A 17,383-nucleotide genomic window follows, 5' to 3' on the forward strand; every position below is an offset into this window, starting at 1 on the left:
AGCACACCGTTACGGTCGTCGGCTACCTCGTCCGCGGAACGTCCATGCTCCGGATCCTCGCTTCCTTCGCCTGCACCGTCGCGCTGGCGGTGCCCCTCGCGGCCGGCGCCGCGGGCTCGCCCTCGCGTTTTGTGCAGGACCCTTACCCCAGCACGTATGCGCGGATTCCGTCCGCGCCAGTGCTGATCCGCAACGCCACCGTGCTGACCGGTACGGGCGAACGCCTCGACGGCGCCGACGTGCTGATGCGCGACGGCAGCATCGCGGCGGTCGGCAAAGGCCTGGAAGCGCCGGCCGACGCCACCATCGTCGACGGCACCGGCAAGTGGGTGACGCCCGGCATCATCGACGTGCATTCGCACCTCGGCGTGTATTCGAGCCCGGCCGTCAGCGCGGCGAGCGATGGCAACGAAGCCACCGCGCCGACGACGCCGAACGTCTGGGCCGAGCATTCGATCTGGCCGCAGGATCCGGGCTTCCTCACCGCGATGGCGGGCGGCATCACCACGCTGCAGATCCTGCCGGGCTCGGCGAACCTGATCGGCGGCCGCGGCGTCACGCTCAAGAACGTGCCGTCCACGACCTACCAGGGCATGAAATTCCCGGGCGCACCGTGGGGTCTGAAGATGGCCTGCGGTGAGAACCCGAAGCGCGTCTACGGCAAGAAGGGCGGCCCGTCGACGCGCATGGGCAATGTCGCCGGCTACCGCGCCGCGTTCATCGACGCGACCGAGTACCTGAAGAAGAACCGCCCGCAGCCGGCGAAGAAGGACCATTGGTGGTCGGCCGATCCGAAGCCGGACTCGGAGAACGCCACCGGCGGCAAGCGCGACCTGAAGATGGACACGCTCGCCGGCGCGATCAACGGCGACATCCGCGTGCACATCCACTGCTACCGCGCCGACGAAATGGCCGTGATGCTCGACCTCGCGAAGGAGTTCGGCTTCAAGGTCGCCGCGTTCCACCATGCGGTCGAGGCCTACAAGCTCTCCGACCGCCTCGCCGCCGAAGGCGTCTGCGGCGCGATGTGGGCCGACTGGTGGGGCTTCAAGATGGAGGCCTACGACGGCATCCAGGAAAACATCGCGCTGGTCGACCGTCCGCAGAACAGCTGCGCGATCGTGCATTCGGATTCGGAGGAAGGCATCCAGCGCCTGAACCAGGAAGCGGCGAAGGTGATGGCGCACGCGAAGCTCGCGGGCATCGACATCACACCCGAGCACGCCATCCGCTGGCTCACGCAGAACCCGGCCAAAGCGCTGGGCATCCTCGACAAGACCGGCACGCTGGAGACCGGAAAGATGGCCGACGTCGTCGTCTGGAACGGCACGCCGTTCAGCAGCTACGCGCAGGCCGAACAGGTCTACGTCGACGGTGCGCGCGTCTACGACCGCAAGGATCCGTCGCGCCAGCCGGTCTCGGATTTCATGCTCGGCCAACGCGCCGCGCCGCAGACGGGAGGTGTGCGATGAACCGCTGCGTTTCTGTACTCGCGGGCGCGCTGCTCGTTGCGCTCACCGGCTCCGCGTCCGCGCAGGAGCTGCTGATCCGCAACGCCACGGTGCACACCGCGACCTCCCGCGGCACGCTGCAGAACGCCGACGTGCTGGTGCACGGCGGGCGCATCGCGGCGGTCGGTCCGCATCTGTCAGCACCCGCCGGCGTCACCACCGTCGACGCGAACGGTGCACCGGTCACGCCGGCGCTGTTCGGCGGGCTGACGCATTTGGGCGTCGAGGAAGTGTCGGGCGAGGACTCGACGGTCGACGCCTCGCTCGGCATGGGCGAGAACGGCCGCGCCATCAACGTGCGTCCTGAATTCGACGTCACCCTCGCGTTCAATCCGGATGCCACCGCGATTCCGGTCAGCCGCATCGAAGGCATCGGCGACACCATGCTGATGCCGAGCCTGGGCGAAGGCGGCTCGATCATCCTCGGCCAGGGCGGCATGGTGCGCATGGACGGCACGCCGGATCCGGTCGGTGCGCGCGTGCTGTTCATCGCGCTGGGCGACCAGGTCGAAGAGGAATCGGGCCATTCGCGCGCGGGCCAGTGGATGCTGCTCGAACAGTGGCTGGATGAAGCGCGCGGCCGCATCGCGCCGACGACGAACGCGGCGTCGCTGACGCCGGCCGGTCGCGCGGTGCTCGCGAAATTCGCGCGCGGCGAAGGCCTGGTGATGTTCCAGGTCGATCGTGCCGCCGACATCCGCCAGCTGCTCAAGTTCGCCCAGCGCCAGCACCTGCGCATCGGCATCGTCGGTGGGTCGGAAGCCTGGCGCGTCGCGCGGGAGATCGCCGCGGCGAAGGTGCCGGTGTTCGTCGATCCGCTGGCGGACCTGCCGGCGAACTTCGACGAGATCGGCGCGCGCATGGACAACGCGGCGATCCTGCGCGCGGCCGGCGTCACCGTCGGCATCGTGCAGGGGGGCGAGAACCCGACGCACAACGCGCGCAATACGCGTCAGCTCGCGGGCAACGCCGTCGCGAACGGCCTGTCGTGGGAAGACGGCCTCGCCGCGCTGACCCGCGTGCCGGCCGAGGTGTTCGGCCAGCGCGACACCGGCACCATTGCGGTCGGCCAGCGCGCCGACCTCGTGCTGTGGACGGGCGATCCGCTCGACGTCGCGAACGTCGCCAAGCAAGTCTGGTTCGACGGTCGCCCGATCGTCATGCGCAGCCGCCAGACCGACCTGCGCGACCGCTACCTCGCGCCGCAAGGGCCGCTGCCGCGCGCGTACGCAGTCCCCGATCGCGCGCGCTGACGCCTGATCGATCCGCGGCATCGCCGGTCATCCCGGCGGTGCCGCCCTGCGATCGCCGACACGCGGCGATTGTGCAATGCGTCACATCGCGTACGCTCCGCCACGGTTCGACGCCGGGGAGCGTCGCCCTGCCCGGATCCCCGCATGCCCGAGTTTTCCGCCATCAATCCCTGGGCCGTGCTCGTTGCGGCCGCATCCGCTTTCATGCTCGGTGGCCTCTGGTACGGCCCGTTGTTCCTGAAAGCCTGGGGCCGCGCCGCCGGGATCGACGTCACCCAGTCGCCCAAGCACCCGGGCCGCACGTTCGGTACCGCGTTCGTGCTGAGCCTCGTCGCCGCGTTCGCGATGGCCCTCGCGTTGCCCAAGGACGTCGGCGTCGCGCACGGCGCCGGGCTTGGAGCACTGATCGGCCTGCTGTTCGTCGCGACGAGCTTCGGCATCAACTACACGTTCGCACGCAAGCCGCTGACGCTCTGGCTCATCGACGGCGGTTACCACGTCGTGCAGTTCCTGCTCTACGGCGCGATCCTCGGCGCATGGCACTGATCGGCGTCGCCCTCGCCGCCGCATTCGCGCTGCAGCCGCTGGGCGTCTTTCACGAAGGCGAAGCCACGGCGCGCGACGGCGAGAACTGGCTTGCGCTGCAGGTCACGACCGGTCGCAGCGCGCTGGTGGCGACGGAAGTGCGTGTTCGTCGCGTGCACGACGACGTGGTCGACGCCGACGGCACCGACACCGGCCTCGAAGTGACGACGACCGTTCGCGACGCCACCTTCCTCCTCCGAGGCCCCAAGCTGCGCATCGGCCCCGTCGACACCGCGTGGGCCGGCGTCGAACCGCTGCGCCTGCCGACCAAGCCGCTCGCGCTCAAGCTGCACGGCGCCTCATACCGCCTGCAGCTCGACTGCGCCGCGCGTGGCGACGTCTGCCGTCTGGTGCTCGCCGGCGGCGCACGCACGCAGGTGTTGCAGGAGTTCCACGCGGGCCGTTACGACGACGGCACGTTGATGCTCGGCGACGACGCATCGCCCGCATTGCTGTTCGCCGGCGACCTCGATCACGACGGACGCCTCGACCTGATCCTCGATATCACCGACCACTACAACGCGAGCGAGCGGACGTTGTTCCTCTCGTCCGGCGCAGCACCGAGGGCACTGGTTCGTCGTGTTGCGCTGCACCGCAGCACGGGATGCTGAACGGCTGCGCCGCCAGCGCGATCAAGAATCCGCGGACGCGACCGATAATCCGTCTGCCAAAGAACAATAAAAGCCCACAGGGGGCCTGACCCATGCGCATCGGACTCGTCGTCGACTCGGCCTGCGATCTTCCGCTCGAGTACTTCGCCCAGCACGAAATCACCCTGCTGCCGATCACCGTCAAGATCGGCAACGCCGTGCTCGCTGACCAGCGCAACGAACAGGCGACGCTCGAGTTCCTCGACGCGCAGTCGGCCGAGCTGATCGCGCAGGCGGAAACGCAGCCTTTCACCGTGCAGCAGGTCCAGGACCTGTTCCTGAAGAAGCTGGTCGTCGAATACGACTACGTGTTCTGCATGACGATCACGAAGACGCGCAGCCCGATCTTCGAGAACACCTCGCAGGCAAGCTTCGCGATCCTCAACGAATACAAGGAGCCGCGCGCTGCGGCCGGCATCACCACGCCGTTCGCGCTGCGCGTGATCGACACGCAGAACGTGTTCTCCGGCCAGGCGATCTCGGCGGTCGAAGCCGTGCGGCTGCGCGATTCGCAGGAAGGCGCGCCGAAGATGCGAGCGCGCATCGAACAGGTCGCCCTCGCGACGCACGCCTACATGGTCCCGCGCGACCTCAACTATCTGCGCGCGCGTACCCGCCATCGCGGCGATCGCAGCGTGAGTTTCCTCAGCGCCACGCTCGGCAGCGCACTCGACATCAAGCCGATCCTGCACTGCAACCGCGGCGAGACCGGCCCGGTCGCCAAGGTGAAGGGCTTCGACGCCGCGGCGGAAAAGCTGTTCACCTTTGCCGCGCGCCGCATCCGCGACGGCAAGCTGATGACGCCGACGCTTGCGATGAGCTACGGCGGCCCGCTCGACGAAATGCGTCGCCTACCCGGCTACGCCGAGCTGATCGAAACCTGCCGCACGCACCGCGTCGAAGTGTTCGAGAGCCTGATGAGCCTCACCGGCATGGTCAACGTCGGCCGCGGTTCGCTCACGCTGGGCTTCGCGTCCGACGCGCCCGCCTGGGAGTGATGGCGACGCGCGTCACGCGCGCATGACGTCCGGCCCGGTCGCGCATCCCGCGGCTGGGCTACCGTCGACGGGTTATCCCGCCCTTCGACGCCATGACTCCGACCCGCACGCTGCTTTACGTCGCACTCGCCGGCGCGCTTTCGCTCGCCTCCTCCACCGCCTTCGCGCAGGCCGCGAAGTCCGGCGACAGGCCGCCGCCCACGCCACCGGACACGCAGCTCGAGCAGGACGCGCTGAATCCGGCCGGCGTGCCGAAGGCCAAGGACCCGGGGCAGGCGCAGCGCGGCCCCTCGAAGCCCGACGCCGGCGACAAGAAGTGGGACGTCAACGCGCCGCACGGCCCGACCAAGACGATCCGCTTCAGCACGGACGAGGGCACGTGGCTCGACGTCGACGTCGCGCCGGACGGTCGCCAGCTCGTGTTCTCGATGATGGGCGACGTCTATCTGCTGCCGATTGCTGGCGGCAAGGCGACGCGCATCACCAGCGGCCCGGCGTGGGACGTGCAGCCGCGCTTCTCGCCCGACGGCAGGCAGATCGCGTTCACCAGCGATCGCGGCGGCGGCAACAACATCTGGCGCATCGACACCACCGGCGGCAACGCGGTGCAGGTGACGGAGGAAGACTTCCGCCTGCTCAACAACCCGGCGTGGACGCCCGACGGCCAGTTCCTGATCGCGCGCAAGCACTTCACCGGCGAGCGTTCGCTCGGCGCGGGCGAGTTGTGGATGTACCACGTCGCCGGCGGTGGTTCGGGCCTGCAGCTCACCAAGCAGAAGAACGACCAGCAGGATCTCGGCGAGCCCGCGGTGTCGCCGGACGGTCGCTACGTCTATTTCAGCGAGGACGTCAGCCCCGGCCCGACGTTCCAGTACAACAAGGATCCGCACGGCGTCATCTACGCGATCAAGCGCCTTGATCGAAAAACCGGCAAGGTCGAGACGATCATCGACACACCCGGCGGCGCGGTGCGGCCGCAGCCCTCGCCGGACGGCAAGTCGCTCGCGTTCGTGAAGCGCATCCGCGAGAAGTCGGTGCTGCACGTGATGGACCTGAAGAGCGGCGAAGTACGCCCGGTGTGGGACGGCCTCTCGCACGACCAGCAGGAAGCGTGGGCGATCTTCGGCCCGTACACCGACTTCGACTGGACGCCGGATTCGAAGAACGTCGTGATCTGGGCCCAGGGCAAGCTGTGGCGCGTCGACATGGCGAGCGGCAGCGCGACGAACATTCCGTTCATCGCCGACATCGAGCAGACCGTCGCCGAACCGCTGCGCTTCACGCACGACATCGAGACCGGCAGCTTCACGCCGAAGATGATCCGTGACGTCGCGACGAGTGCGGACGGTCGCACGCTGATCTTCAACGCCGTCGGCCAGTTGTGGCGCAAGACATTGCCGAACGGCACGCCCGAACGCCTGACCAACAACACCGGCGTCTACGAATACCAGCCCAGCTTCAGCGCGAACGGCAGCAAGCTGCTCTACACGACGTGGTCGGACGAAGGCCTGTCGGCGATCTGGTTGCGCGATGCGGGCGGCACGGGCGCAGGCCGCAAGCTCACCAGCGAGAAGGGCTACTACTACGCCCCGCGCATCTCGCCGGATGCTCGTCGCATCGTTTATTCCAAGAGCGGCGGCAGCGGGCTCACGGGTTCGGCGTGGACGCAGGACCAAGGCATCTACGTCATGAACGCCGACGGCAGCGGCGCGCATCGCATCGCCGACGAAGGCGACGCGCCGCAGTTCAGCGCCGACGGCACGCGCGTGTACTACTTCACCGGCGGCGGCCTCAAGAAGAAGCTGATGTCGGTCGGCTTGAACAGCGAAGAGCCGCGCGAGGTGTATTCGCTGAAGTATCCCGACACGGTCAGCATCAGCCCCGACGGCAAGTGGGTCGCGTTCACCGAGCTGTTCAATGCGTATGTGACGCCGCTCGTCGAGACGGGGCAGTCGGTGGAGTTGTCCAAGGACAGCAAAGCCGTACCGGTGACGCAGGTCACCGCCGACGTCGGCAGCTACCTGCACTGGGGCGCGGATTCGAAGTCGCTGCACTGGATGATGGGCGACCGCTACTACTCGCGTGATTTGCGCGATGCGTTCGCATTCGTGCCGGGCGCGCCGAAGGATCTGCCGAAGCCGAGCAACGACGGCGGCATCCCGGTCGGCCTCACGCAGACGGTGTATGCACCCGACGGCACGGTGGCGTTCACGCATGCACGCGTCGTCACCATGCGCGATGCGGAGCACACACAGGACGTGATCGACGACGGCACCGTCGTCGTGCAGGGCGATCACATCGTCGCGGTCGGTCCTTCAGCGCAGGTCAGCGTGCCTGGCGGCGCACGCACCATCGACGTGCGCGGCAAGACGATCGTGCCGGGCTACATCGACGTGCACGCGCATTCGGCGAACTTCGGCTCAGGCGTGGTGCCGCAGAAGAACTGGGCGTACTACACCAACCTCGCCTTCGGCATCACCACGATGCACGATCCGTCGGCGAGCAGCGAGTACGTGTTCTCGCAGTCGGAGCTGCTCAAGGCCGGCAAGATGGTGGGGCCGCGCCTGTATTCGACCGGCACGATCCTCTACGGCGCGGATGGCGACTTCAAGGCGGTGGTCAATTCGCTCGACGATGCACGCAGCCACCTGCGCCGCATGAAGGCGATCGGCGCGTTCTCGGTGAAGAGCTACAACCAGCCGCGTCGCGAGCAGCACCAGCAGATCAACCAGGCCGCGCGCGAGCTCGGCATGCTGGTGGTCGAGGAAGGCGGCTCCACGTTCAACCACAACATGCCGATGATGCTCGACGGCGTGACCGGCATCGAGCACAACATCCCGATCGCGCCGCTGTACAAGGACGTGCTCGGCGTGTGGTCGCAGACCGACGTGCGCAACACGCCGACGCTGGTCGTCACCTACGGCGGCCTGTCGGGCGAGTACTGGTGGTACGCGCACGACAACGTCTGGGAAGACAAGAAGCTCGCGCGCTTCTTCCCGCGCGAGACGCTCGATGCACGCAGCATCCGCCGCGAGATCGCGCCGGACTGGGATTACTGGCATGTCGAGATCGCGAAGTCCGCGAAGAAGATGCGCGATGCCGGCATCAAGGTGCAGGTCGGCGGCCACGGCCAGCTGCAGGGCCTGTCGGCGAACTGGGAGACCTGGATGCTCGCGCAGGCGATGGGCAACTTCGAAGCGCTGCGCGCGGCGACCATCGACGGCGCCGACTACCTCGGCCTGTCGAAGCAGACCGGCTCGCTGGAAGTCGGCAAGAAGGCCGACCTCGTGGTGCTCAACAGCAATCCGCTGGAGAACATCCGCAGCACCATTGATACCCGCTACGTGATGGTCGACGGGCGCCTGTTCGACGTGGGCGCCGGCATGAAGGAGATCGGCGGCAAGGACACGCCGGCGCCGGTGTTCTTCTGGCAACGCGGGCAGGACGGTCGCAGCTTCGGCCAGGAGGCCACCGCCGGCGCCGACCGCGACTGATCGGTACGCTGCGCCCCGACACGGCCCGCTTCGGCGGGCCGTTGTCGTTTCGGGGCTCGTCACGCGCTTTCACAAAGCGACCGTGGCAGCCTGAATACACTGAACGCACCCGCTGAGGAGCCTTCCATGTCGACGCGCTACTACATCCGCCTGCCCGATGGCGCCGCCGCACGCGGCGACACCGCCGCCACCTCGTTCACCGCGCACGGCGCGGACGGATTCGCCGAACAGCTTCAGCAGGCCGTGCGCACGACGCAGGTGTTCGACCGCTGGCGCGGCACGCAGGACGATCCGGACGACGTCGATCCCGCGCTCGGGGCGACCGATCCGAATGCCGTCGTCACCGGCGAGCAGGACGATCTGCACATCGACCTGGTCCTGACCACCACGCTGCCCGGCGACGTCGTCCGTCACCGCCTGCGCCTGCTCGCCGGCAGCCACTGGCAGCTGCGCGACGTCACCGCGGCCTGAGCGCGCCTCCGTGCGACGCCCGATGCTGCTGTCGTGGAGCGGCGGCAAGGACGCGGCATGGACGCTGCACACGCTGCGCCAGCGCGATGACGTCGAAGTCGTCGCGCTACTGACCACCGTCAATCGCGAATTCGACCGCATCGCGATGCACGGCATCCGTCGCGACGTGCTGCAGGCGCAGGCGAACGCGACAGGCCTGCCGCTGATCGAAGCGGAGATCGAGCCGCAGTGCGACAACGCGCGCTACGAAGCCGCGTTCGCCGCGGCGCTCGACGAGGCGAGACAGCGCTGGCCGAACCTCGACACCATTGCGTTCGGCGACCTGTTCCTCGAGGACGTGCGCAGCTGGCGCGAAGCCTCGTGCAAGACGCTCGGCTGGCACATCGACACGCCGCTGTTCGGCGAAAACACTGCACGTCTCGCCCGCGAAATGATCGCCGGCGGCCTGCGCGCGCACCTGTGCTGCGTCGACACCCAGCAGCTCGACGCGACGTTCTCCGGCCGCGCATTCGACGACACGCTGCTCGCCGCGTTGCCGAACGACTGCGATCCCTGCGGGGAGAACGGCGAGTTCCACACGCTGGTCGTCGGCGGCCCGATGTTCGGCCGCGCGATCGACGTGCGCTCGGGCGAGCAGGTGCTGCGCGATGAGCGCTTCTTCTACACGGATTTCCTGCTGGTCGACGCGCCCTGACGGCGCGTCGCGTCAGGCCTCGACGCGCCAGCCCACCGTCGCGCCGGCGCGGAACGGCACGAGTTCGTCGCCGCCGACAATCAGCGTCTCCGGCACGGCAACGTCGCCACGCACCAGCGTGATCGTGCCGGAGTTGCGCGGCAGGCCGTAGAAATCCGCGCCATGGAAACTCGCGAAGCCTTCGAGCCTGTCGAGCGCGCCTGCGTTGTCGAACGCTTCCGCGTACAGCTCGATCGCGGCGTGCGCCGTGTAGATGCCCGCGCAGCCGCAGCCCGATTCCTTCGCATGCTTCGGATGCGGCGCGCTGTCGGTGCCGAGGAAGAACTTCGGATTGCCCGAGATCGCCGCCTTCACCAGCGCCTGGCGATGCAGCTCGCGCTTGAGCACCGGAAGGCAGTAGTGATGCGGCCGCAGGCCGCCGGCGAAGATCGCGTTGCGGTTGAGCAGCAGGTGGTGGACGGTGATCGTCGCGCCGACGTTGGCCGGCGCATCGGTCACGAACTCGGCTGCCGCGGTGGTCGTGATGTGTTCGAGCACGATCTTCAGCTGCGGAAAGTCGCGCACCAGCGGGGTCAGCACCCGTTCGATGAAGACCGCTTCGCGGTCGAACACGTCGACGTCGGGATCGGTGACTTCGCCGTGCACGAGCAGCGGCAGGCCGACGCGTTGCATGGCGTCCAGCGTCGCGGCGCAACGGCGCAGGTCGCTGACGCCATGGCTTGAATTCGTCGTCGCATGCGCGGGGTAGAGCTTCACGCCGTGCACGAAACCGCTCGCCTTCGCACGCTCGATCTCCGCGGGCGTCGTGCCCTCGGTGAGATAGAGCGTCATCAGCGGTTCGAACGATGCCCCAGCCGGCAGCGCGGCGAGGATGCGATCGCGGTACGACGCGGCGTCATCCGTCGTGACCACTGGCGGCACGAGGTTCGGCATGACGATCGCGCGGCCCATCTGGCGCGCGGTGTCGGGCAGCACGTCGCGCAGCATCGCGCCGTCGCGCAGGTGCACGTGCCAGTCGTCGGGGCGGGTGATGGTGAGGCGGTCGGTCATGCGTGCAAGTCTGACGCATCGGGCGCGCCATCGCCGAGACCCGCCGCACGGCGCAGGCGATCCTGCAGCGCTTCGCTGATGCCCTCGCGAAGCGGCGGCACGACGGCGACGACGATGTCGAGCCCGAGCGCGTCCGCATCCCGCAGCCGCTGGTAGAGCTCGCGGGCCTGGGCGTCGGCATCCTGCGGCAGGCCGAGCCAGTCGATGCCGGCTTCCATCGGCGCCTTCGTCGACAGCAGACCCACACGTGCGCCGCCCGCGTGGAAGCAGCGCGCAAGGCTGACCGCTTCCGCGTCGCTCGCGAGCAGTACCTTCGCGCGTGGCGCGTAATGCGACGGCTTGCGACCGGGCGCGGGCGTCGCGTTCTCGCCCGCATGGCGCACGCGTTGGCCGAGCACGCGTTCGAGCATCTCGACCGTCACCGCACCGGGCCGCAGCAGCACCGGCTCGTCGCCGGAAAGATCGACGATGGTGGATTCGATGCCGACATCGCAGGCGCCGCCTTCGAGCACGAGGTCGACGCGATCGCCCAGTTCCTCGCGCACGTGCATCGCGCGCGTCGGGCTGACGCGCCCGTAGCGGTTCGCCGATGGCGCGGCGAGTCCGCCGTCGAACGCCCGCAGCAGTGCGAGCGCGACGGGATGCCGCGGCACGCGCAGCGCGACGGTGTCGAGGCCGCCGGTCACCGCGTCGGGCACGCCCTCGGCGCGCCGCAGCACCATCGCGAGCGGACCGGGCCAGAACGCCGCCGCGAGTTTCTGCGCGGCTTCGGGCACGTACGATGACCACCGCGGCAACGCCTGCGCGGAGGCGATGTGCACGATCAGCGGATGGTCGGACGGGCGACCCTTCGCCGCGAAAATCTTCGCGACGGCCTCTGCATCGCGCGCGTTCGCGCCGAGGCCGTAGACCGTTTCAGTCGGGAACGCGACGAGCCGCCCCGCACGCAGCAGGTCGACCGCGCGTTCGATATCGGTGTCGCGCGCGTGCATGGTCATGCCGCACGCGCCTGCAGATCGTCGAGGAGCGATGCGAGCACGTCGGCCTCGCTCGACCACGCGTCGCGCCCGGCCTCCCCGCCGTGCGGGAACTCGATGACCGGGATCGCAAGGCGTCGACGCAGGGCACCGGCGTTGTCCATTGCGACGTCGACGTCGCGCGACGTGCGGTTCAGCACGATCGCCGCGATGTCGAGTCCGCGTTTCTGCACGGCATCGATCGTCAGCAGCACATGGTTCAGCGCACCTAATCGGTCCGCCGCGACGATCAGCACCGGCAGGCCGAGCGCAGTCGCGAGATCCGCGTTCAACGCACCGTCCGCGATGGGGGAATAGAAGCCACCCGCGCCTTCGACCAGCGCGAAATCGTCGGCGGAGACATCCCGCCGCGCGGCATCGACGAGTCGCTGCAGCGGCAGTGCAACGTTCTCGAGCGCCGCAGCGCGTTCGGGCGAAAGCGCCGCGCGCAGCGTCAGTGAACAGACGACGTCGATCGCTTCGTGCGCGCCGGCCGCTTCCCGCAGCGCCAGTGCATCCGTCGGACCCACGCGCGCGTCGACACCCGATTCCACCGGCTTGCGCGCATGCACGCGCACGTCGCGGCGCGTCAGTGCGTGCGCGAGGGCGGTGGCGACGCGGGTCTTGCCCACGCCGGTGTCGGTTCCGGTAACGAACAGGCCATGCATGCGCGCATTGTCCGCGCGGACGACGCCGGGGTCGACCGCGCGGGCGGAACGCCGCGTGCCGGTCAGAAGGTGCCGGACACTTCCAGCTTCAGGACCGGCCCGATGCGGCGGTCGCGAACCTCGTGGAAATCCAGCGGATCGGTGCGACGGCCGTCGTAGACGTAGCGGTCGCGATAGCTCCCCGCGCCGAAGAGGTTGCTGAGCGTGCCGCGCACGGTCAGGCCGAAGAAGTCCTTGCGCTCGACGAACACCGAACCCCAGACCGGGCCTTCCCACGTGTGGTCGATTTCGGTCAGCCGCACGTTGCGCGAGTCCAGCTCGTGGTTGACGTCGAAGCCCCAGGCCCACGGCGTCCCGGGTACGTCGTTGCGCAGTGCCACGTCCCAGAAGTGGATCAGGCTCCAGCTGGTGCGGCGTCGCTCGCCCGTCAGCGGATCCTTGACGCTGCTCTGCTGCACCCACCAGCGCGTATCGAGCTTCGCGCCGCGCCAGCCGAGCGGATCGAACTTCCACGTGCCCTTCCACTCGAGGCCGTATTCGCGGGCGCTGTCGATGTTGCCGGGGCTTTCGCCGTCGGTGCCGATCGGGATCGTGTCGATGAAATCGTCGAAGCGGTGGTCGTACAGGCGCAGCGTGGTCGTGCCCCACTCGCCGAGCGTGCGCGTGGTTTCGACTTCGAACTCCCAGCTCTGCTGCGGCACGAGGTCGGGGTTGCCGGCGTTCTGGCTGCCGTCGTTGAGGTTCACCGATGCGAGGAAGTCGTAGAAGTTGAGCTGGCCCACCTTGCGCTGCAGCTTGAAGTTGACGTCGAGCACATCGCTCGCCTTCCACGCCAGCGACATCGAGCCCTTGGGCCGGATGAATTCGCGTGTCAGCCCGCCCGCGCCCACCTGCTGCAGCTTCGAGTACTCACCACCGGCCGACATCTGGAACTTCAGCGATGCACCAAACGGCCGACCCCAGCTGCCCATGAGCTCGTAGCGGTCCTCCTGCACCGTCGCATTCGCGCCCGGCAGTGGCACGCCCACGAAATTCCCGCCGGTGTCGAGCACGGCAATGCTCGATGCACTGTCGAGCGAGTTGAATGCGCCTTCCGCCGAGATGCGCCAGTCGTTCTTGCCGGTCGTCCACTTGTACTCGGCGCGCGCGATCTTTTCCGACTCCTCGCTGTCGCGCGCGAAGCGGCTTCCGTTGTCCGGCGCGGAGCCGTCGACGTAATGCGTCACCACCGTCTGGTCGTACGGCTGGTGCTTGTAGCGATCGAGGCCGATCAGCTTGAGCTTGCCGATGCCGAGTCCGAATTCGTAGTCGCCGCCGATTTCGTACGAATGCCCGCCTTCGTTCTCCCGCACCGCGCGCGTGCGATCCGGCAGGCCGGGCCCGCTGCGCGTACCGACTTCACGGTAGTGGTAGAACTCCCTCGACACCGACGCATTGAGGTTGGCGATGTCGCCATCCGCCGCGGTGTAGGTCAGGCGCGTGCTGAGCGTGGGATTGTCGGACTCGCCGGTCCAGGCGTCGTCGCGCACATCGCGCACGCTACCGTCGGCGTTGTAGATCACCGTGCCGCCGCCGGCGCCGCTGTGGTTGCCGTTGTTGCTCAGGCCGACGTTGTACTGCAGCGCGCCGGCGGAACCGCTCACCGACACGTCGCCGCGCGTGATCTGCGGCCGCGTGTAGTACTTGCGGATGTCCGGCTTCCACGACCACTGCCCGCTCATGCCGCCGGGCTTGGTGACGACGTTCGCGACCAGACCGGTGAGGCCGGGGATCGCCAGCGACGAGCCGTCGACGATCTCGATGCGCACGACGTTCGCCGCGGGAATGCGCGTCATCTCGGTGAGCACGTCGTTGGACTTGCCCGAAATGCGCTGGCCATTGATGACGACGTTGCCGGTCGCCTCGCCGAAGCCGCGTTCCTGGTCCGCCTGGCGGATCACGAAGCCGGGCACCTGCTTGAGCATGTCCAGCGCGTTGTGCGGGTTGTAGCGCGCGAAATCCGCGGGCACGTAGGTGTGCACGGCGGGTGCGGTGGCGGCGGGCGTGGCGTCCTGCGCGTGTAGCGTGGAGGCGGCAAGCAGCAGCGCAACGCAGAGCGCCGTACGGGTCGGGCGACGGGTCATGGACGAACCTTCGGAGTGCGGGACGTCGCGACGCGATCGTCGTCGACACCGGCATTGATGCGTAGCCGTCGCCGAAGGTTTAAACGCCGTTTATCGGTGGTGCGACGCGCCGCGCAGCCAGCGTCGCCGCACGAGCCACGCGACCAGCATCACCGCGAGGAACACGCCGTAGCCCGATGCGGTGGCGAGCACCTGCCGCCAGATGTTGCCGGCCGGGCCCGTCGGTACCGCATAGCCATGCGCCCACCGCACGACCACGCCGCACGCGATCACGGCGATCGCGATCGCCACGAGATCGAACAGGCGACGCACCGCGGTGCGCGGCTGGCGCGGATACCACCAGAACAGGCCCGCGAGAACGGCGAACCACGGCAGGAACAGGATCAGCGGGAGGAGCTGCTGCAGCTGCAGGCTCATGCCGCGGCTTCGGCCATCTCGGCGAGCGCGGCGTCGACTTCGTCGCGCGTGGCGCCTTCTGCGAGCAGCGCCTCGTCGTCGAGGCGTGCCGCCTGCTTGAGCGCCGCCACGCGCTGGCCCGCCTCGCGCGGCGCATCGAAGCCCGCGCTCTGCAGCAGCACGCGATCCCCGCGCACGAGCTTGAAGTAGAAACGACCATCGTTCTCGCGGTACTGCTTGAACGTCGCCGGCGCGGGCCTGTCGTCGGCCTTCGACACCGCCACCGACGCCTTCGACAGATCGCGCAGGCCCACCGCATCGCGCAGGTCGGCGAGCAGCGGCATCGCATAGCGCGCGCGCAGGCGCGCCGCGCCGTCGCGCAGGATCGCCTCGATGTCGGCGGGCTTGGCAATCAGCGCTTCGTACTTCTCGCGCATCGGCGAGATTTCGGCGTCGATGCGTTCGAACAGCGCCTGCTTGGCGTCGCCCCACGCGATGCCCGATTCGAAGGCGCGGCGCATCTCGGCCGCCTGCTCCGCGCTCGCGAACGCCTGGTAGAGCTGGAACACGTTCGATGCGTCGGGGTCCTTCGCTTCGCCCGGCGCGCGCGAGTCGGTGACGATCGAATAGATCAGCTTCTTCAGCTGCTCGCGCGGTGCGAACAGCGGAATCACGTTGTCGTAGCTCTTCGACATCTTGCGGCCGTCGAGGCCCGGAAGCGTCGCAACGTGTTCTTCGATCGCCGCTTCCGGCAGCGTGAAATGTTCGCCGAACAGATGGTTGAAGCGCTGGCCGAAGTCGCGCGCCATCTCGATGTGCTGGATCTGGTCGCGGCCGACCGGCACCTTGTTGGCGTTGAAGATGAGGATGTCCGCGGCCATCAGCACCGGGTACATGAACAGGCCTGCGGTGATGCCCGCATCGTCGTCCTCGCCCGCTTCGCGGTTCTTGTCGACGGACGCCTTGTAGGCATGCGCGCGGTTGAGGATGCCCTTGCCGGCCACGCAGGTGAGCAGCCACGTGAGTTCCGGAATCTCCGGGATGTCGCTCTGCCGGTAGAACCAGACCTGCGACGGATCCAGACCTGCGGCGAGCCAGCTCGCGGCGATCTCGAGGGTGGAGCGCTGAACGCGTGCCGGATCCTGCACCTTGATGAGTGCGTGGTAGTCGGCGAGGAAATAGAAGCTTTCGACCGACGGGTCGCGGCTGGCTTCGAGCGCCGGCCGGATCGCACCGGCGTAGTTGCCCAGGTGCGGCGTGCCCGAGGTGGTGATGCCGGTGAGGACGCGGGTGCGGGTCATCGTGGTGCGCGAAAGCGTTCGGTCCGCGAGTTTACCGTGCAGCGCGCGAACGCCCGCCCGGGCCTCGGGCTGAACGACGCGGCGCCCGGCAACCCCGCGACCGCGCGGTGCGCGTTGAACCCGATACCCGTCCTGCGAGCATCGCCATGTCCCGCCCGTCCCGCACCCGCTTCCTCCTCGCCGCCCTGCTCACCGTCGCCGGAGCCGCCCACGCGCGGAACTGGAGCGGCGGCCGTGTCGACATGACGGTCATCGACCGCGACGACGGTCGCGAACTGCCCGAATACCGCTACCGCAGCCAGGACTGGGTGGCGGGCACACCGGGCCATCGCTATGCGGTGCGCCTGACCAACCGCAGCGCATCCCGCGTGCTGGTGATGCTCAGCGTCGACGGCGTGAACGCCGTGACCGGCCAGACCGCGAGTGCCGACCAGGCCGGCTACGTGCTCGAGCCGTACGCGACCACCGAACTCACCGGCTGGCGCAAGTCGCTGCAGCACGTCGCGCAGTTCTACTTTTCCGATGTTGGCGACAGCTATGCCGCGCGCACCGGGCGGCCGCGCAATGTCGGCGTGATCGGCATTGCGGTGTTCGATGAAGCACGCCCCTTGCCACCGCCTCCAGCGCCACCGGTGTACATGCCCGAACGACGCGAAGCCGACGCGGCGGCGAGTGCCCAGGCGGCGCCGAAGGCCGGGATGCGCGCCCAGCAGGCGATCGGCACCGGTCATGGCGATGCCGAATACTCGCCGGTGTCGCGCACGGGCTTCGTGCGGACAAGCCGCTCACCCGCCCAGGTGAGCGAGATCCGCTACGACGACGTGTACGCGCTGGTGAAGCGCGGCGTCATTCCTTATGCGGAGCACTACGCGCGGGGTCCGCAGGCGTTTCCCGGCAGCGGTTTCGTGCCCGATCCACCGCCGGGCTGGTGACGCGAAAACACGAAGGGCCGGATTGCTCCGGCCCTTCGCATGTCAGCTGCAATGCGCTGGGATCAGCACTTGCCGTCCTTGCAGTCCTGCGCCTTGTCTTCGACCTTCTCGCCGACCTTCTGCACATCCTTGCCGGCGCCCGCCATCGTGTTGCAGGCGGTGAGGGTGCTCATCGAGAACATGGCGAGGAGGAGCAGGGCAGTGAGTCGCTTCATGGTGTCATCTCCAGGGTCGCCGCGAT

The 17,383-nt window shown here is 68.4% G+C and carries 16 protein-coding genes; 9 read left to right on the forward strand and 7 right to left on the reverse strand.

Features of this window, described 5'->3' with window-relative positions:
• Nucleotides 1-44: 44 nt before the first annotated feature.
• The 8 genes from DWG18_RS11555 to DWG18_RS11590 all read left to right on the forward strand — a co-directional run bounded on the left by DWG18_RS11555 (nt 45) and on the right by DWG18_RS11590 (nt 9,656).
• Nucleotides 45-1,472 carry an amidohydrolase gene (locus tag DWG18_RS11555; protein ID WP_115647329.1) on the forward strand — a complete coding sequence of 476 codons (1,428 nt, stop codon included), beginning with the start codon at nt 45-47 and terminating at the stop codon, nt 1,470-1,472.
• On the forward strand, nt 1,469-2,764 hold the full coding sequence (locus DWG18_RS11560; RefSeq protein ID WP_115647330.1) for an amidohydrolase family protein: 1,296 nt from the start codon (nt 1,469-1,471) through the stop codon (nt 2,762-2,764). The genes DWG18_RS11555 and DWG18_RS11560 overlap by 4 nt, the downstream gene beginning before the upstream one ends.
• A 144-nt stretch (nt 2,765-2,908) precedes the next feature.
• Entirely contained in the window at nt 2,909-3,310 is a 402-nt protein-coding gene (locus DWG18_RS11565; protein ID WP_115647331.1) for a DUF1761 domain-containing protein, read from the forward strand.
• The gene (locus tag DWG18_RS11570; RefSeq protein ID WP_115647332.1) at nt 3,301-3,960 is read left to right on the forward strand and encodes a hypothetical protein; all 660 of its coding nucleotides are present in this window, start codon (nt 3,301-3,303) and stop codon (nt 3,958-3,960) included. Before DWG18_RS11565 ends, DWG18_RS11570 begins: the two co-directional genes overlap by 10 nt.
• Nucleotides 3,961-4,052: 92 nt before the next feature.
• On the forward strand, nt 4,053-4,997 hold the full coding sequence (locus tag DWG18_RS11575; RefSeq protein ID WP_115647333.1) for a DegV family protein: 945 nt from the start codon (nt 4,053-4,055) through the stop codon (nt 4,995-4,997).
• Between the two features lie 92 nt (nt 4,998-5,089).
• On the forward strand, nt 5,090-8,491 hold the full coding sequence (locus tag DWG18_RS11580) for an amidohydrolase family protein (protein ID WP_115647334.1): 3,402 nt from the start codon (nt 5,090-5,092) through the stop codon (nt 8,489-8,491).
• Nucleotides 8,492-8,617: 126 nt separating this feature from the next.
• A complete protein-coding gene (locus DWG18_RS11585) occupies nt 8,618-8,962 on the forward strand; it encodes a hypothetical protein (protein ID WP_115647335.1) in 345 nt (114 codons plus the stop codon).
• Between the two features lie 10 nt (nt 8,963-8,972).
• The gene (locus DWG18_RS11590; protein ID WP_240318518.1) at nt 8,973-9,656 is read left to right on the forward strand and encodes an adenine nucleotide alpha hydrolase; all 684 of its coding nucleotides are present in this window, start codon (nt 8,973-8,975) and stop codon (nt 9,654-9,656) included.
• A 12-nt stretch (nt 9,657-9,668) separates the two neighbouring features.
• Here DWG18_RS11590 and pyrC read toward each other — a convergent pair whose 3' ends face one another.
• The 6 genes from pyrC to DWG18_RS11620 all read right to left on the reverse strand — a co-directional run bounded on the left by pyrC (nt 9,669) and on the right by DWG18_RS11620 (nt 16,210).
• Nucleotides 9,669-10,706: a dihydroorotase gene (gene pyrC, locus DWG18_RS11595; RefSeq protein ID WP_115647337.1), complete on the reverse strand. Its 1,038-nt coding sequence runs from the start codon at nt 10,704-10,706 to the stop codon at nt 9,669-9,671.
• On the reverse strand, nt 10,703-11,704 hold the full coding sequence (locus DWG18_RS11600; protein ID WP_115647338.1) for an L-threonylcarbamoyladenylate synthase: 1,002 nt from the start codon (nt 11,702-11,704) through the stop codon (nt 10,703-10,705). The genes pyrC and DWG18_RS11600 overlap by 4 nt, the downstream gene beginning before the upstream one ends.
• Complete coding sequence (gene bioD / locus DWG18_RS11605; RefSeq protein ID WP_115647339.1) at nt 11,701-12,390, reverse strand: dethiobiotin synthase; 690 nt, start codon at nt 12,388-12,390, stop codon at nt 11,701-11,703. The genes DWG18_RS11600 and bioD overlap by 4 nt, the downstream gene beginning before the upstream one ends.
• A 62-nt stretch (nt 12,391-12,452) precedes the next feature.
• Nucleotides 12,453-14,513 (reverse strand): outer membrane beta-barrel protein, encoded by a 2,061-nt coding sequence (locus DWG18_RS11610; RefSeq protein WP_115647340.1) that lies wholly within the window; start codon nt 14,511-14,513, stop codon nt 12,453-12,455.
• 90 nt (nt 14,514-14,603) lie between these two features.
• On the reverse strand, nt 14,604-14,930 hold the full coding sequence (locus DWG18_RS11615) for a hypothetical protein (RefSeq protein WP_115647341.1): 327 nt from the start codon (nt 14,928-14,930) through the stop codon (nt 14,604-14,606).
• Nucleotides 14,927-16,210, reverse strand: a complete 1,284-nt coding sequence (locus DWG18_RS11620) for a tryptophan--tRNA ligase (RefSeq protein ID WP_115647342.1) — start codon at nt 16,208-16,210, stop codon at nt 14,927-14,929. Before DWG18_RS11620 ends, DWG18_RS11615 begins: the two co-directional genes overlap by 4 nt.
• A gap of 146 nt (nt 16,211-16,356) precedes the next feature.
• Between DWG18_RS11620 and DWG18_RS11625 the strand changes: the two genes are divergently transcribed.
• On the forward strand, nt 16,357-17,142 hold the full coding sequence (locus tag DWG18_RS11625; RefSeq protein WP_115647343.1) for a hypothetical protein: 786 nt from the start codon (nt 16,357-16,359) through the stop codon (nt 17,140-17,142).
• Nucleotides 17,143-17,204: 62 nt separating this feature from the next.
• Here the strand turns inward: DWG18_RS11625 and DWG18_RS11630 are convergent, their stop codons facing one another.
• Nucleotides 17,205-17,357, reverse strand: a complete 153-nt coding sequence (locus DWG18_RS11630) for an entericidin A/B family lipoprotein (RefSeq protein WP_115648159.1) — start codon at nt 17,355-17,357, stop codon at nt 17,205-17,207.
• Between the last annotated feature and the right edge of the window lie 26 nt (nt 17,358-17,383).

This window comes from Lysobacter sp. TY2-98 (assembly GCF_003367355.1).
Classification (GTDB): domain Bacteria; phylum Pseudomonadota; class Gammaproteobacteria; order Xanthomonadales; family Xanthomonadaceae; genus Cognatilysobacter.

Bases quoted from the DNA above. Each gene is read 5' to 3' on its own strand.
- DWG18_RS11555 (WP_115647329.1), top strand. From the start codon at position 45: ATGCTCCGGATCCTCGCTTCCTTCGCCTGCACCGTCGCGCTGGCGGTG.
- DWG18_RS11560 (WP_115647330.1), top strand. From the start codon at position 1,469: ATGAACCGCTGCGTTTCTGTACTCGCGGGCGCGCTGCTCGTTGCGCTC.
- DWG18_RS11565 (WP_115647331.1), top strand. From the start codon at position 2,909: ATGCCCGAGTTTTCCGCCATCAATCCCTGGGCCGTGCTCGTTGCGGCC.
- DWG18_RS11570 (WP_115647332.1), top strand. From the start codon at position 3,301: ATGGCACTGATCGGCGTCGCCCTCGCCGCCGCATTCGCGCTGCAGCCG.
- DWG18_RS11575 (WP_115647333.1), top strand. From the start codon at position 4,053: ATGCGCATCGGACTCGTCGTCGACTCGGCCTGCGATCTTCCGCTCGAG.
- DWG18_RS11580 (WP_115647334.1), top strand. From the start codon at position 5,090: ATGACTCCGACCCGCACGCTGCTTTACGTCGCACTCGCCGGCGCGCTT.
- DWG18_RS11585 (WP_115647335.1), top strand. From the start codon at position 8,618: ATGTCGACGCGCTACTACATCCGCCTGCCCGATGGCGCCGCCGCACGC.
- pyrC (WP_115647337.1), bottom strand. From the start codon at position 10,706: ATGACCGACCGCCTCACCATCACCCGCCCCGACGACTGGCACGTGCAC.
- DWG18_RS11600 (WP_115647338.1), bottom strand. From the start codon at position 11,704: ATGACCATGCACGCGCGCGACACCGATATCGAACGCGCGGTCGACCTG.
- bioD (WP_115647339.1), bottom strand. From the start codon at position 12,390: ATGCATGGCCTGTTCGTTACCGGAACCGACACCGGCGTGGGCAAGACC.
- DWG18_RS11610 (WP_115647340.1), bottom strand. From the start codon at position 14,513: ATGACCCGTCGCCCGACCCGTACGGCGCTCTGCGTTGCGCTGCTGCTT.
- DWG18_RS11615 (WP_115647341.1), bottom strand. From the start codon at position 14,930: ATGAGCCTGCAGCTGCAGCAGCTCCTCCCGCTGATCCTGTTCCTGCCG.
- DWG18_RS11620 (WP_115647342.1), bottom strand. From the start codon at position 16,210: ATGACCCGCACCCGCGTCCTCACCGGCATCACCACCTCGGGCACGCCG.
- DWG18_RS11625 (WP_115647343.1), top strand. From the start codon at position 16,357: ATGTCCCGCCCGTCCCGCACCCGCTTCCTCCTCGCCGCCCTGCTCACC.
- DWG18_RS11630 (WP_115648159.1), bottom strand. From the start codon at position 17,357: ATGAAGCGACTCACTGCCCTGCTCCTCCTCGCCATGTTCTCGATGAGC.